At 67.6% G+C, this 14,440-nt stretch carries 10 protein-coding genes and 1 pseudogene; 3 read left to right on the forward strand and 8 right to left on the reverse strand.

Translation table 11 applies throughout. The annotated features are described in order from the left end of the window. The first annotated feature begins 6 nt into the window (after positions 1 to 6). Positions 7 to 738, forward strand: a complete 732-nt coding sequence (gene lexA / locus LXB15_RS09110; protein ID WP_233952670.1) for a transcriptional repressor LexA — start codon at positions 7 to 9, stop codon at positions 736 to 738. Here the strand turns inward: lexA and LXB15_RS09115 are convergent. Further along, positions 735 to 3,014, reverse strand: coding sequence for a ComEC/Rec2 family competence protein (locus LXB15_RS09115; protein WP_233952671.1), 2,280 nt, complete (start codon positions 3,012 to 3,014; stop codon positions 735 to 737). The two genes, lexA and LXB15_RS09115, sit on opposite strands and share 4 nt — an antisense overlap. Positions 3,015 to 3,280: 266 nt before the next feature. Here LXB15_RS09115 and gltX point away from each other — a divergent pair. Together gltX and gltA are read left to right on the forward strand one after the other, a co-directional pair. Further along, positions 3,281 to 4,711, forward strand: a pseudogene (gltX, locus tag LXB15_RS09120) (glutamate--tRNA ligase); the annotation flags it as partial. Positions 4,712 to 4,857: 146 nt separating this feature from the next. Further along, positions 4,858 to 6,147, forward strand: coding sequence for a citrate synthase (gene gltA / locus LXB15_RS09125; RefSeq protein WP_233952673.1), 1,290 nt, complete (start codon positions 4,858 to 4,860; stop codon positions 6,145 to 6,147). A 52-nt stretch (positions 6,148 to 6,199) separates the two neighbouring features. On the opposite strand, the gene lpxB is transcribed toward gltA, so the two are convergent. The 7 genes from lpxB to rseP all read right to left on the reverse strand — a co-directional run bounded on the left by lpxB (position 6,200) and on the right by rseP (position 14,416). Then, positions 6,200 to 7,366, reverse strand: coding sequence for a lipid-A-disaccharide synthase (gene lpxB / locus LXB15_RS09130; RefSeq protein ID WP_233952674.1), 1,167 nt, complete (start codon positions 7,364 to 7,366; stop codon positions 6,200 to 6,202). Continuing rightward, on the reverse strand, positions 7,363 to 8,238 hold the full coding sequence (locus LXB15_RS09135; RefSeq protein ID WP_233952676.1) for an LpxI family protein: 876 nt from the start codon (positions 8,236 to 8,238) through the stop codon (positions 7,363 to 7,365). Before LXB15_RS09135 ends, lpxB begins: the two co-directional genes overlap by 4 nt. Further along, positions 8,235 to 9,041 carry an acyl-ACP--UDP-N-acetylglucosamine O-acyltransferase gene (gene lpxA, locus LXB15_RS09140; protein WP_233952678.1) on the reverse strand — a complete coding sequence of 269 codons (807 nt, stop codon included), beginning with the start codon at positions 9,039 to 9,041 and terminating at the stop codon, positions 8,235 to 8,237. Before lpxA ends, LXB15_RS09135 begins: the two co-directional genes overlap by 4 nt. A 3-nt stretch (positions 9,042 to 9,044) precedes the next feature. Beyond that, positions 9,045 to 9,512, reverse strand: a complete 468-nt coding sequence (gene fabZ, locus LXB15_RS09145; protein ID WP_233952681.1) for a 3-hydroxyacyl-ACP dehydratase FabZ — start codon at positions 9,510 to 9,512, stop codon at positions 9,045 to 9,047. Then, a complete protein-coding gene (lpxD, locus tag LXB15_RS09150; protein ID WP_233952698.1) occupies positions 9,505 to 10,563 on the reverse strand; it encodes a UDP-3-O-(3-hydroxymyristoyl)glucosamine N-acyltransferase in 1,059 nt (352 codons plus the stop codon). Before lpxD ends, fabZ begins: the two co-directional genes overlap by 8 nt. A 40-nt stretch (positions 10,564 to 10,603) precedes the next feature. Next, complete coding sequence (gene bamA, locus LXB15_RS09155; RefSeq protein WP_233952700.1) at positions 10,604 to 13,069, reverse strand: outer membrane protein assembly factor BamA; 2,466 nt, start codon at positions 13,067 to 13,069, stop codon at positions 10,604 to 10,606. A gap of 207 nt (positions 13,070 to 13,276) precedes the next feature. After that, on the reverse strand, positions 13,277 to 14,416 hold the full coding sequence (rseP, locus tag LXB15_RS09160; RefSeq protein WP_233952701.1) for an RIP metalloprotease RseP: 1,140 nt from the start codon (positions 14,414 to 14,416) through the stop codon (positions 13,277 to 13,279). Positions 14,417 to 14,440 lie beyond the last annotated feature (24 nt).

Genomic DNA, 14,440 nt, shown 5'->3' on the forward strand with positions numbered 1-14,440 from the left:
GCCCCGATGCTGACGCGCAAGCAGCACGACCTTCTGGTGTTCATCAACGGACGTCTGAAGGAGACAGGGGTGCCGCCGTCCTTCGACGAAATGAAGGATGCGCTGGATCTGCGTTCGAAATCCGGAATCCACCGGCTGATCACCGCGCTCGAGGAGCGGGGCTTCATCCGCCGCCTGCCGAACCGGGCGCGCGCGCTGGAGGTGTTGCGGCTGCCGGAGTCGATGCAGGCTGCCCCCTCCGCGCCGGTGGGCCGCGCGGGCTTCCGGCCAAGCATCATCGAAGGCCGCGGCGCCCCGGCCCAGAAGCAGGCGGAGCCGGCGCGTGCCCCCCAGGGCAGAAGCGGCGGCGACGCGATGATCTCGATCCCGGTGATGGGCCGGATCGCGGCCGGCGTACCGATCTCGGCGATCCAGCACAACACCCATTCGCTGTCGCTGCCGCCGGACATGATCGGCAGCGGCGAGCACTACGCGCTCGAGGTGAAGGGCGATTCGATGGTCGAGGCCGGCATTCTCGACGGCGACACCGTGGTGATCCGCCGCTCCGATACCGCGGCGCCTGGCGAGATCGTCGTGGCGCTGGTCGACGACGAGGAAGCGACGCTGAAGCGCTTCCGCCGCCGTGGCGACACGATCGCGCTGGAGGCGGCCAATCCCGCCTACGAGACCCGCATCTTCGGCGCCGAGCGCGTGAAGGTCCAGGGCAAGCTCGTCGGACTGATCCGGCGCTACTCCTAATTCGGCACCGATGCGGCGTCGCCGAGGTCGGCCGTCGGATCTGATGCTGGTATCGCCGGCTCGAGCCGTGGTGTCGTGATTGCAGTCGCCGACGCGGTGCCTGTCGTTGCCGCCGCGGGTACCGGCATCGCCATCGCGGCGCCGCTGGGCACTTGCGTGGTCGATTCCTCGGCGGACGCAGCCGTCACGGCCGCATCCGTCGCCGGCTTTCGCCAGAACTCCGGCCAGGGTGCGCCCCTGTGACGGTTCCATTCGACGAACGGCTCGGGGATGGCCCGGGCGACGACCGGCCTGCCTGTTTCGGGATCGGTGGCGACCGCCAGCGAGCCGGTCCGCCGCAGTGTCCGCAGCGTCACGAGAACGGCGCCTGAGCGGCAGCCGGTCAGCCGGATGGCGCGGGCGACGATGGCGACATCGGCTTCGTCGCACGCCTGTCCGGTCTTTTCGTAGTCGTCCGTCCAGGCGACCTTCAGTCCGCCCCGTGTCACGAAGCGGCAGAAGCCGTCGGCGCAGTCGGCCGGCAGCGATGCCCGGTCGCCGCTACCGGGCGGTCGATCCGGCGTGAAGGCCCGCTCCCATTGCTCGGCGACGAAATCGTTCGGCTTCGGCGCCAGGAACGCGAGGTCGCCCGCCTCGGCCAGCGTCGCGATCTCCTTGCCGTCCTCGAAGATCAGGAGTTCCGGCCGGGGCGAGCGGTCGGGAAAGAGTGCCAGGCCGAGCGCGGCCAGCGGCAGCGCCAGCCAGCGCAGGCCGCTGGCGAGGAACGATCCCGCAAGAATGGCGAGGGTGAGCAGCAGCAGGCCCGTCTCGGTCATCAGGCCGACGCCGCTGTCGGGGAGCCGGTCATGGACCCAATGGGCAATCTCCAGCACCAGCGCGACGCCCGCGCCCATCAGCTGCAGGAACCAGGCGTCCAGCCCGAACGGCATCAGCAGCGTGCCGATCAGCGCCAGCGGCATGATCCAGAAGCTGAAGAGCGGCATGGTCAGGAGATTGGCGACGAAGCCGAACAGCGCCATGCGATGGAAATGGTAGGCCGAATAGGGCGCCGTGGCGGTGCCGGCGAACAGCGACGTGGCGAGGATTGCCGCCAGCGCAATGAGCACGGTGCGTCCGATGCCGCGCCCGGGAGCCGCCGCAGCCGAAGCGCGCTGCCGCTGCCAGGCGCTCAACGCCGCATAGCCGCCGACCAGCGCCGCCGTCGCGGCAAAGCTCATCTGGAAGCTCGCCGTCATCACCGAATGCGGACTCAGCGCCACGACGACGATGGCGGCGATCGACAGGTTGCGCAGCGTCAGCGCCGGGCGGTCGAAAAGGACGGCGACGAGCATGACCGCGAGCATCACGTAGGCGCGCTGCGTGGCGACGTTGGCGCCGGAGATGCCGAGATAGAACGTCGCGACGGCGAGCGCCGCGACGGCCGCGATCTTCCTGGTGGGCAGCCGCAGCGCGATGGAGGGAAACAGCGCCAGCAGCGAGCGGACGAGCACGAGGGCAAAGCCCGCGACGATCGCCATGTGCAGACCCGAGATCGACAGCACATGCGCGAGGCCGGTGCTGCGCAGCCATTCCTCCGCATCCTCCGGGATCGCGGCGCGCTCGCCGGTGATCAGCGCGGCGGCGATGGCGCCGGCGGGGCCGCCGATCGTATCCTGGATGCGTTCGGTCATCGCCAGGCGGACCAAAGCGAGCTGCGTGCGGACCCGTTCGATGACCCCGGGTTCGGGTTCCGGCGGCGCGGCGCCGACCACGCCGTCCGGCGCCCCGAGGCTGAAACCATAGGCGCCGAGGCCGTCAAAGAAGGGCTGAAAGGCAAAGTCGTGGCTGCCGGGATAGGCAGGTCCCGAGGGGGGCCGCAAGCGCACAAGCCCGGCATAGGTCTCACCGGGCGCGATCGGGCGGTGCCGGCTGCCGACGAGGATCCGCACCCGCTCAGGCGGGCGGGACAGCACCGGGCGGTCTGTCGCCCTGACGTCGATCATGTAGCGATAGCGGCCCCGATCGTCGCGCTCCCGCGCCACCACGGTGCCGACGATGCGCACCGTCGCCTCGCCGGAGAAGACCGTCGTCGCCGTTCGCGAGATGTCCGCGACGCTCAGTCCGGCACCTGCCATCGCCACGCCGACGACGAGCAGCACGCCCCGCCGCAGCGGGCGAGACGCGATGTGCCAGGCGATCAGTAGCAGGACCGCGCTCGTGCTAAAGCACAGCAGCGGCGGCGGCCGCCATCCGAGCCCGTGCACCATGCCGGCGCCGCCGATCAGGGCGATGGGCACCAGATGAAACCCGGAGCGGGCCCGGGTTTCGGCCTCCAGCTGGGCGGATAGCCACGCCGCGATGCTCTCGAGCCATCCGGCGCGCGATCGCCACCGCCGAGACCAGGACCGGGCGCGCCCGAATACGGCGCGGGACGCACGCGGCGGCTGGTCCCGATCCGCGGTGGCCGCCATCGCCCTCCCCCGTCGCCTTGTCTCTGCCCTTGCCTATGCTACACAGCCGCGACCCGAATGCGATATCGATCGCCACCCCATTTTGCCTGATCGGAGAGACCATGGCGCAAGCCGTCGTAACCCGTTTTGCCCCCTCGCCGACCGGCTTCCTGCATATTGGCGGCGCGCGCACGGCGCTGTTCAACTGGCTCTATGCCCGGGCGAAGGGCGGCAAGATGCTGCTGCGGATCGAGGACACCGATCGCGAGCGCTCGACCGAGCCCGCCGTGCAGGCGATCATCGACGGACTGGAATGGATGGGTCTGGCGGCCGACGAGCCGCCGGTTTCGCAGTTCGAGCGGGCCGCGCGGCACCGCGAGGTCGTCGACCAGCTTCTGGAGGCCGGCCAGGCCTATCGCTGCTTCGCCTCGCAGGCGGAGCTGGAGGAGATGCGCGAGCGTGCCCGCGCCGAGAAGCGCCCGCCGCGCTATGACGGCCGCTGGCGCGACCGCGATCCGTCCGAGGCGCCCGAGGGGGTCAAGCCGGTGATCCGGCTGCGCGCCCCGCTCGAGGGCGAGACCATCGTCGACGACAAGGTGCAGGGCCAGATCCGGTTTGCGAACAAGGATCTCGACGATTTCGTGCTGCTGCGGTCGGACGGCAATCCGACCTACATGCTGGCCGTGGTGATCGACGACCACGACATGGGCGTCACCCACATCATCCGCGGCGACGACCACCTGACCAATGCCGGACGGCAGACGCTGATCTACCGGGCGCTCGGCTGGGACGTGCCGGTGATGGCCCACATCCCGCTGATCCACGGCTCGGACGGTGCCAAGCTGTCGAAGCGCCATGGCGCGCTCGGCATCGAGGCCTACCGGGCCATGGGCTACCTGCCGGTTGCCCTCCGCAACTATCTCGTCAGGCTCGGCTGGAGCCATGGCGACGAGGAGATCATCTCCACCGAGGACATGATCGCCTGGTTCGACATCGACGAGATCAACAAGGGCGCGGCGCGTTTCGACTTCGCCAAGCTGGAGGCGCTCAACGGCCACTGGATCCGCCGGACGGACGACGCGGCGCTGGTCGACATGCTGATGGTCGAGCGGGACTTCCTGCCGAACGGCGGCATCCTCAAGTCGCATCCGGACGACGAGATCCAGGCAAAGCTCACCGCGGCGATGCCGGGACTGAAGGAGCGCGCCAAGACGCTGGTCGAACTGACCGAGAGCACGGCCTATCTCTTTGCGGCGCGACCGCTACTGCTCGAGGACAAGGCCGCGGCGATTCTCGACGACGGCGGGCGCGACATTGTCGCCGCAATAATGACCAGGTTCGAGGCCGCGGACTGGACCGCCGAGACCCTCGAAGGCGTGGTCCGCGACTATGCCGAAGCCGAAGGGCTGAAGCTCGGAAAGGTCGCCCAGCCGCTGCGCGCGGCGCTTACCGGGCGGACCACATCGCCCGGCGTTTTCGACGTCCTGGCGGTGCTCGGCCGCGAGGAATCGCTTGGTCGTCTATCCGATCAGGCGGCCAAATAGGCGCTTTCCGGGGCCATTTTATCGCGACGCAGCATGCACAGAGCCGACAACTTGTGGCCTCAATGGCTTTGGAGTAGGCAGGGGGCTGAGCAAACCTTGTGCGCTGCGAAGGGTAATCCCGCCGCCGCTTTTGGAAGGGGACACGCATGACGGAACAGTCTTCGAGAATCATCGTGGGCGAAACGGAGGCGGATCTGGAACTTCGCAGCGGGACGATCGGCCCCGACGTCGTCGACGTGACGACGCTCTACAAGAAGACAGGCCTGTTCACCTACGATCCCGGCTTCTCGTCGACTGCCTCGTGCGAATCCAAGATCACCTACATCGACGGCGACGAGGGCGTGCTGCTGCACCGCGGCTACCCGATCGACCAGCTTGCCGAAAAGGGTGACTTCCTCGAGACCTGCTACCTGCTGCTGTACGGCGAACTGCCGACGGCCCGCGAGAAGGAGGACTTCGTCTACCGCGTCACGCGGCATACGATGATCCACGAGCAGATGAGCCGCTTCTATACCGGCTTCCGCCGCGACGCCCATCCGATGGCGGTCATGGTCGGCTCGGTCGGTGCCCTCTCGGCGTTCTATCACGACTCCACCGACATCGCCGATCCGCACCAGCGCATGGTCGCCAGCCTGCGGATGATCGCCAAGATGCCGACCATCGCGGCGATGGCCTACAAGTACCATATCGGCCAGCCGTTCGTTTATCCGCGCAACGACCTCGCCTATGCCGAGAACTTTCTGCACATGTGCTTCGCGGTCCCCTGCGAGCCCTACCGGATCAACCCGGTGCTGGCACGCGCGATGGACCGGATCTTCATCCTGCATGCCGATCACGAGCAGAACGCCTCGACCTCGACGGTACGCCTTGCCGGGTCCTCTGGCGCCAATCCCTTCGCCTGCGTCGCCGCGGGTATCGCCTGCCTGTGGGGCCCGGCGCATGGCGGCGCCAACGAGGCGGCGCTGAACATGCTGACGGAAATCGGCACCGCCGACCGGATCCCCGAGTTCATCGCCCGCGCCAAGGACAAGAACGATCCGTTCCGGCTGATGGGCTTCGGGCACCGCGTCTACAAGAACTACGATCCGCGCGCCAAGATCATGCAGCAGACTTGCCACGAGGTTCTCGACGAACTCGGCATCAAGGACGATCCGCTGCTCGAGGTCGCGATGGAGCTGGAGCGCATCGCGCTGACCGACGAGTACTTCATCGAGAAGAAGCTCTACCCGAACGTCGATTTCTATTCCGGCATCACGCTGAAGGCGCTCGGCTTCCCGACCGCGATGTTCACCGTGCTGTTCGCGGTGGCGCGCACCGTCGGCTGGATCGCCCAGTGGAAGGAAATGATCGAGGATCCGAACCAGCGGATCGGTCGGCCCCGCCAGCTCTACACCGGCGCGCCGCTGCGCGACTATGTGTCCGTCGACAACCGCTGATCGCCTGAGGAAATCGGGACATTCAACGAAACGGGCGCTGCGGCGCCCGTTTTCATGTCCGGCGAGCGCCCGCGGCGAGGTCGAGGACGATGGCAGCCGCGGCATCGCCCGGTGCCCGCGCAATCGCCATGCGGTCGCGGATCTGGGTGAACCCGTCCAGCTGGGCGTGCCGCTCCGGCGTCTCGGTGATCAGCCGTTCCAGCCGCCGCGCCAGAAGCTCCGGCCGGATGACCTCGTGGAAGTGCTCGGGCACCAGCGGATGGCCCACAATGAAGTTCGGCAGCGCCGCGGTCCAGCCGGTGACCAGGTGGCGGAAGCGGTAGCCGACCGGGTCGAGTCGGTAGGCCAGCGCCATTGGGATGTCGGCGAGCGCCAGTTCGAGCGACACGGTGCCGGAGGCGGCGAGCGCCGCATCGGCCGCCGCGAAGGCTTCCCATTTCGCCGCCTCGCCGGTGACGACGCGCGGCTGGACCGACCAGCGCGCGACCTTCTCCCGAACCATCGGCGCATGCCGGTCGAGCGTCGGCAGCACCGATTGGAGGCCGGGCACACGCTGGCTCAAGCGCTGCAGCGTCTCGCCGAAATCGTCGATCAGGCGCACGATCTCGCCGCGCCGGGAACCGGGCAGCAGCAGCAGCGTCGGCGGCGTGCCGGCGCGGCGGTCGGCGCCCGGCGCCTCGACCCGCTCGATGATCTGCTCCAGTGCCGGCACGCTCATCAGCGGATGGCCGACATAGGTTGCCGGCGGCCCGCCGAACTGCCGCATCGTCGCCGGCTCGAAGGGCAGCGTGCAGATCGCGTGGTCGACATAGGCGCGCATCTTCGCGGCGCGCTCCTCGCGCCAGGCCCAGATCGTCGGAGGGATGTAGTTGGCGACCGGCAGGCCGGGCAGGCGCGCCCGGACGCGGCGCGCGACGCGGTGCGAAAAGGTCGGGCTGTCGATGATCACCAGCGCATCCGGGCGCGCCTTGACGATGAAGTTGCTGGTCTGGGAGAGCCGCAGCAGCAGCTGCGGCAACCGGGCAACGATGGCGCCGATGCCGATGATCGACAGTTCGTGGATGTCGAAGAGGCTCTCGAGCCCTTCCGCCTGCATCGCTTCGCCGCCGAGGCCCACGAAGCGTATCTCCTCGCCGGCACGCACCCGCAGCGCGCGCATCAAGTCGGCGCCGATCCGGTCGCCGGAAGGCTCGCCCACCACGAAGGCGATCGTCGTCATGGCCGGGCCTCCTCCGCTTCGTCGGCGAGTCCCACCAGCGCGATGCCGCTCCGGTCGCTCGCTGCCACCACGTCTTCCAGCCCGAGAATGAGGCTGCGTCCGGCGCTGATCCCGATCGCCGTGATGCCTGCGGCGGCGGCCTCGGCGATTGTCGCCTCGCCGATGCTGGGCAGGTCGAAACGCGAATCCTGCTGAGGCTTGACGGTCTTGACCAGCACGCAGTGTTCGGACGGGGTTATGCGCCCGCGATGCCGCAGGTCGCCGACCCGCGCCAGCATCTCGCGCGTGCCCTCGACGCCCTCGACGGCGATCACCCGCTCGCGCGAGGCGACGACGGCCTGGCCGATGTCGAGCTCGCCGAGGCGGCGTGCCGCCGTCGCGGCGATGGCCATCGCCCGCTCTTCGTCCTCGCGCAGCGCCCGGCGCGACAACAGGCCCGCCGGCGTCAGCAGTTCCGGCACGATTTCCTGGACCGCCAGCATGCTGAAGCCATCGCGTTCCAGGTAGCGCGACACGCCCCGCAGCAGATGGTCGTCGCCGCCGCGCACCATGCGGATGGCAGCCGGCAGGCGCACGAGGGTGCGGAGGCTGGGCAGCAGGGAGCGGAAATCGGGGCGGCGGGTCACGGTGCCGCAGAAGATCACGTGACGAACCTGGTGGCGCTTCAGATAGGCGATCGCGTCGCCGCTGCGGCCCCAGGCGAAGGCCTCGCCGTCATAACCGGTCCAGTCCTCGGCGATGCCGTCGCCGATGCGGACCACGAGCGGCGCCCAGCCGGCGGACCGCGCCGCCGCCGCGACGATCCTCGGCAGCGATCCGCCGCCGGCAAGGATGCCGAGCGGCTGGCCCGGGCGCTCCGGATCCACCCTCACCCCGGCATCGACTGCCGCGGCGTCACCAGCGAGCGGTCACCGCCGGAGCGGATGAAGCCCAGCAGGTCCTGCACCAGCGGATCGTCCGGAAACTCGAGCTGGACCTCGTCCATGTTCTCCTTGAACGTCAGGTCGAAGGAGAACAGCATCCGGTAGGCGCGGCGCACGTTGCGCACGGCTTCGCGGCCGAAACCGGCGCGCTTCATGCCGATGACGTTGAGGCCCGAGAGATAGGCGCGGTTGCCGAGCACCATGCCGAACGGAATGACGTCGCCTTCCACGGCGGCGAGGCCGCCGACATAGGCGTGGTGGCCGATGCGGGTGAATTGATGGATGCCGGAGCCGCCGGCGATCGTGGCGTACTCGCCGATCGTGCAATGGCCTGCCAGCATGACGTTGTTGATCAGCGTGACGTTCTTGCCGAGGACGCAGTCATGGGCGACGTGCGCCCCGGTAAAGAAGGCGCAGTCGTCGCCGACGGTCGTCTCCGAGCGGCCCTGCACCGTGCCCGCGTTCATCGTCACGTGCTCGCGGACCAGGCAGTTGCGCCCGATCACCAGGCGCGTGTCCTCGCCGCGATATTTGAGATGCTGCGGCGCGTGGCCGAGCGAGGCGAAGGGCCAGATCTGGGCGCCCTCCCCGATCTCGGTGTTGCCCCACAGGACCACGTGCGAGCGCAGCCGGCTGCCGGCGCCGAGGCGGACCTGCGGGCCGATATGGCAGAAAGGGCCGATCTCGCAGCCCTCGCCGATGACAGCCCCGTCCTCGACGATGGCGGTCGGATGAATCACAGAGTCAAGCATCGATCAGGACTGGTCCCGCGGCACCAGCATCGCGCTCACGCTCGCCTCGGCGACCTTGGTGTCTTCCACCCTGGCGACGCAGTCGAACTTCCAGATGTTGCCGCGCTTCTTGGTCTGGGTCACGTGGTATTCGAGGCGGTCGCCCGGCACGACAGGCTTGCGGAACTTGGCGTTGTCGATGGTCATGAAATACACCAGCTGCGGCACGCCCTTGCCGGTCGCCCGCGTGCAGATGGCACCCGCCGTCTGGGCCATGCCCTCGATGATCAGCACGCCCGGCATGACCGGAGCACCGGGGAAATGGCCGAGAAAATGCGGCTCGTTCGCGGTGACGTTCTTGATGCCGACGGCGCTCCGGTCGCCGTCGATGGCGATGATGCGATCGACCATCAGGAACGGATAGCGGTGCGGGAGAAGCTCGAGGATCTCCATGATGTCGACGCTCTCGAGCGCGGTCACCGCCTCATTCATCGTCCGACCTCTGCGACCGCCCCTTGCGGGCCATCTCGTGTAGGTATGTCACTTCGCGAAACCATTCCCGTACCGGCCGCGCCGGTGTTCCACCCCAACGTGCACCAGCCGGGACATCGCCGTTGACGCTCGACACGGCCGCGATCTGCGCCCCGTCACCGACCGTCACGTGACCGGTGACGCCGGACTGACCGCCTATCATCACCCCGTCGCCGAGTGTCGCGCTGCCGGATATGCCGACCTGCGCGACGATGGCGCAATGCCGCCCGATCCGCACGTTGTGGCCTATCTGGACCTGGTTGTCGATCTTGGTGCCCTCGCCGATGACGGTGTCGCGGATCGCGCCCCGGTCGATCGTCGTGTTCGCCCCGATCTCGACGTCGTCCTGGATGATCACCCGGCCGATCTGCACGCTCTTGCTCAATCCGGCAGGGCCGGCGGTATAGCCGAACCCATCCTGGCCGATCCGCACGCCGGGATGCAGGATGACGCGATTGCCGATCAGCGCATGCGTCGCCACGACGCCGGCACCGATCCGGCATTCGCGCCCGATGCGGCAGTCGGCACCGATAACGGCGCCCGCAGCGATCAGCGTGAGGCGGCCGATCTTCACCCGCGGCCCGATCACCGCGAAGGCCTCGACCGTGGCACCGTCCTCGATCTCGGCGGAAGGATGGATGTCGGCTCGCGGGGAGAGACCTTCGATGCCGGTGGGAGCCGTTGGCGCCGCGCCCATCGGAAACAGCGCCCGCCCCGCCGCGGCGAAGGCATTTGCGGCATTCTTCGCCACGATGCAGGCAATACCCGCAGGCACCAGCGCGAGATGCTTCTGCGCCACGACGACGCAGCCTGCCCGCGTCTCAGCAAGATCGGAGGCGTAACGGGGCGAGTCGAAGAAGGTCAGGTCGTCCGGTCCGGCTTCGCCGAGCGCGGCGATGCCGGTGACCGTCCGCGATGCGTCGGCTCCGCCGCCGACGGCGCCGCCGACGAGGTCGGCGACAGCCTGCAGCGTCAGGCCGCTGCCGCGCGGGAAGAATGTCGGATCTTGCATCGGTGATGGCGGGGGCGTCACCGCCCCCGCTCCTTCCGCATCAGAAGCGCGAGGAGAAGCCGAACGAGAACTCCTGGGTCTCGTCGAAATCTTCCTTCATGAAGGGATGGGCGTAGTTGACCCGCAGCGGACCGAAGGGCGACGCCCAGATCAGGCCGACACCCGCCGAGGCGCGCAACTCTGCATCGGTGCCGACGACGCCGTTCTCACCCTCGAACTCCGAGCCCCAGAGCGAACCGGCATCGGCGAAGACCGCACCGCGGAAGCCGAGGTCGCGCGAGATCAGCGGCAGCGGGAATGTCGCTTCCGCCGAGGCGTTCGCGAAGTTCGTGCCGCCGATCGACACGCCGTTCTGCCGTGGGCCGATGCCCTTGTACTCGAAGCCCCGGACGATGTCCTGGCCCTTGAAGAAGCTGTCGAACACACGCAGCCCGTCGCCGCCGAGAGTCGAGACGTTACCGCCGCCCCCGCTCACCGAACCGATGACGTCGAACTCCTCGTTCAGCAGATGGAAGTAGCTGCCCTTGCCCGTCGTCTTGATGAAGTTGGCATCGCCGCCGAGGCCTGCGAATTCCTGCCCGGCCTGAAGGAAGAAGCCGTCGCGGGGATCGCGGGCATTGTCGAGGGTGCTGTAGGTCAGCGAGTAGGAGACCGACGAGGTCACATACGGGCTGTCGCAGATCGCCTCGTTGATGATCGGGGAATCCGTGTAGAGGGGCGCAGAAACGCCGACAGGAGGAGTGGTGTTCGGCTCCACCTGGTTACCAACCGGGTTCGGATCGCCGCAGGTGCTGAACGTCTCGACGTAGTTTTCGTCACCTGGATTCACATTGTTGATGTCGGTGATGAAGAAGCCGTTGTCGTCGCCGAACTTCTCCTGCTTGTAGTTGTACGCCAACTGGGCCGTGAGGTCCTCGGTGATCGGTGCGGCGATGCGGACGTCGCCGCCGGTGCGCTCGGTGTCATAGTCCCCCGAGGAACTCGTGGCGTGATAGACGTCGAAGCCGGCTGCCAGACGGCGGCCGAGGAAATACGGCTCGGTGAACGACAGCGTGTAGTTGCGCGTGTCCTGACCGAAGCCGGCCGAGACCTTGATGAACTGGCCGCGGCCGAGGAAATTGCGCTCGGTGACGCCGATCTCGGCGACCGGACCTTCGCTTTCGCCGCCGGTCGTGTAGCCGCCGCCGACGGAGAGTTCGCCGGTGGCTTTCTCGACGACGTCAACGATGACGATCACCCGGTCGGGCTCGGCACCCGGCGCGGTCGAGATCGAGACGGTCTCGAAGAACTGCAGGTCCTCGAGGCGCTGCTTGGCGCGCTGCACCAGCACCTGGTTGAAGGCGTCGCCTTCCGAGACGTCGAACTCGCGCCGGATGACGTAGTCGCGCGTCTTGGTGTTGCCGCGGATCTCGATGCGCTCGACATAGGCGCGGGGCCCCTGGTCGATGACGTAGTCGATGGCGATCGTGCGGTTGGTGAAGTCGCGGTCGCCGCGCGGCGTGACCTGGGCGAAGGCAAAGCCGGCATTGGCCACGCGGTTGGTCAGGTTGACGAGCGTGTCCTCGACCTTCTTCGCGCTGTAGACCTCGCCCGGCTCCGTCTCCAGCTCGCTGTAGAGCGACTGGGTGTCAATGCCCGGCACGCTGCTGTCGATGGCGACGTCGCCGAAGGTGTAGCGCTCGCCCTCGTCCACCGTCACCGTGATGAAGTAGGCATTCTGCGCCGGGTCGAGCTCGGCGACCGAGGACACGATGCGGAAATCGGCGAAGCCGCGATTGTAATAGAAGCGACGCAGCGCTTCCTCGTCCGTGCGCAGCCGGTCTTCGGCATAGATGTCGTTGCGCTGGATGAAGCTGAGAATGCCGGATTCGCGCAGCGCGATCACCTGCTTCAGGCGCGCGTCACTGAAGGCGCTGTTGCCGACGAAGCTTATCGAGGCGATCTTGGTGCGGTCGCCTTCCTGGATGTTGAAGATGACGTTGACGCGGTTCTGGCCGATCGTCTGCGTGTTGACGCTGACGACGGCATCACTGCGGCCGATCGCCGTATAGGCATCGCGGATGGCCTGGACGTCGGCCTCGGTGGTCGCCGACGAATAGGCGCCGCGCGGCGACGTCTGGACGGCGGCGATGAGCTGCTCGTCCTTGATCTTGGAGTTGCCCTGGAAGAGCACCTGGTTGACGATCTGGTTCTCGTCGACCTGGACCACCAGGGTACCGCCCGACTGGCTGATGCGCACGTCGGAGAAGAGGCCGGTGGAGAAGAGGCGCCGGACGGCCGCGTCCTGGTCGGCCTCGCTGACGTTCTGTCCCGGCGTTATCTGCATGAACCCGCGAACGGTATCCGCGTCGACCCGCTGATTGCCCCTCACCTCGATCCGATTGACCACGGCAGCCTGCGCAACACCAACCACGGAAAGCTGAGCACCGAGAGTCGTTGCAGCGAGAACGGTCGAAGAAAGCGCGATCGCCGAAGCAGCGCGCAGAATTTTCGTTCTAGCCATCATAGGCTCAACCACCTTTTTATTTCCAAGTCGCAGCCTTCTGGCCGACGGACTCGTCGATGTCTTTTACCGGCTTCCCGGGTCCGTTCAAGCAAACTGGACCGACTCCGTTGAGGAATTGGAAAAGCCGTTGCAACAGAGCCACGGGCTTCATTGCCATGGTTAATTTTTCGCAAGTCCCCCAAGTCCCCCGACCCGGTCGAGCCTCGTTCAGACGAGGCCCGAAATATCGTTCCAGAAGGCGAATACCATAAGCAGCATCACGAGGGCGAGACCAATTCGGAAGCCGATCTCCTGAATGCGCTCGCTGAGCGGACGGCCGCGCACCGCCTCGTAGGCGTAGAACATCAGGTGTCCGCCATCCAGCATCGGAATCGGCAATAGATTCAACAGCCCGATCGAGACCGACAGCAGCGCCGCGAGATTGAGGAGCGCCGAAAAGCCGATCGTGGAGACCTGACCCGAAACCTGCGCGATGCGGATCGGGCCGCCGATCTGGTCGGCGCTCTGCCGCCCGGTGACGATCTGGCCGAGAAAATCCACGGTCCGTTCGGTGACGTACCAGGTCTGGGAGAAGCCGTAGCCCAGCGATTCGAGCGCCGACATCTCCTCGACCCGGAAGGACGAGCCGTCATTGGTCGCGACAAGGCCGATGACCGGGACGTCGTAGCTGTTGCCGAACCCGTCGGTCTGGGTCTCGACGCGCGGCGTGACGGTGAGTTCGACAGGCTGGCCGCCGCGCTCGACGATCATCGTGATCGGCGTGTCGGGCCGCGCCGAGACGTAGCGCTGAAGATCGGAGAAGTAGGCGATCGGCCGTCCGTCGGCCGAGACCACGAGGTCGCCGGGCTTGAAGCCGGCCTCCGCCGCCGGTGAGCCGGCGCGGACGTCGGAGACGACAGGATCGCCGACCACGCGCCCCTCGACGAAGGCGACGCCGGCGAAGATCACGATCGCCAGGATGAAGTTCGCGATCGGCCCGGCCGCGACGGTGGCGGCGCGGCGGCCGACGCTGGCGGTCGGAAACGCACCGGCCCGGTCGGCGGGGTCCATGCGCGCCACGGCGGCATGGTCCGGCACCGAAGCCGCGTTCTCGTCACCCAGAAACTTGACGTAGCCGCCCAGCGGGATGGCGGCGAGGCGCCAGCGGGTGCCGTGGCGGTCGTTGTAGCCGACGAGTTCCGGCCCGAATCCGATCGAGAATACCAGCGCCTTGATCCCCGACCAGCGGGCGACGAGGTAGTGGCCGAGCTCGTGGAAGAACACGATTGTCGTCAGAACGAACAGGAACGGGATGATGTAGATGAGGCCCCCGCTCCAGAGACTGGATAGGCCCGCACCGATGTCCATTTTCGTCACCTGCTGCTCGTTCGC

This window comes from Aurantimonas sp. HBX-1, assembly GCF_021391535.1.
Lineage (GTDB): Bacteria > Pseudomonadota > Alphaproteobacteria > Rhizobiales > Rhizobiaceae > Aurantimonas.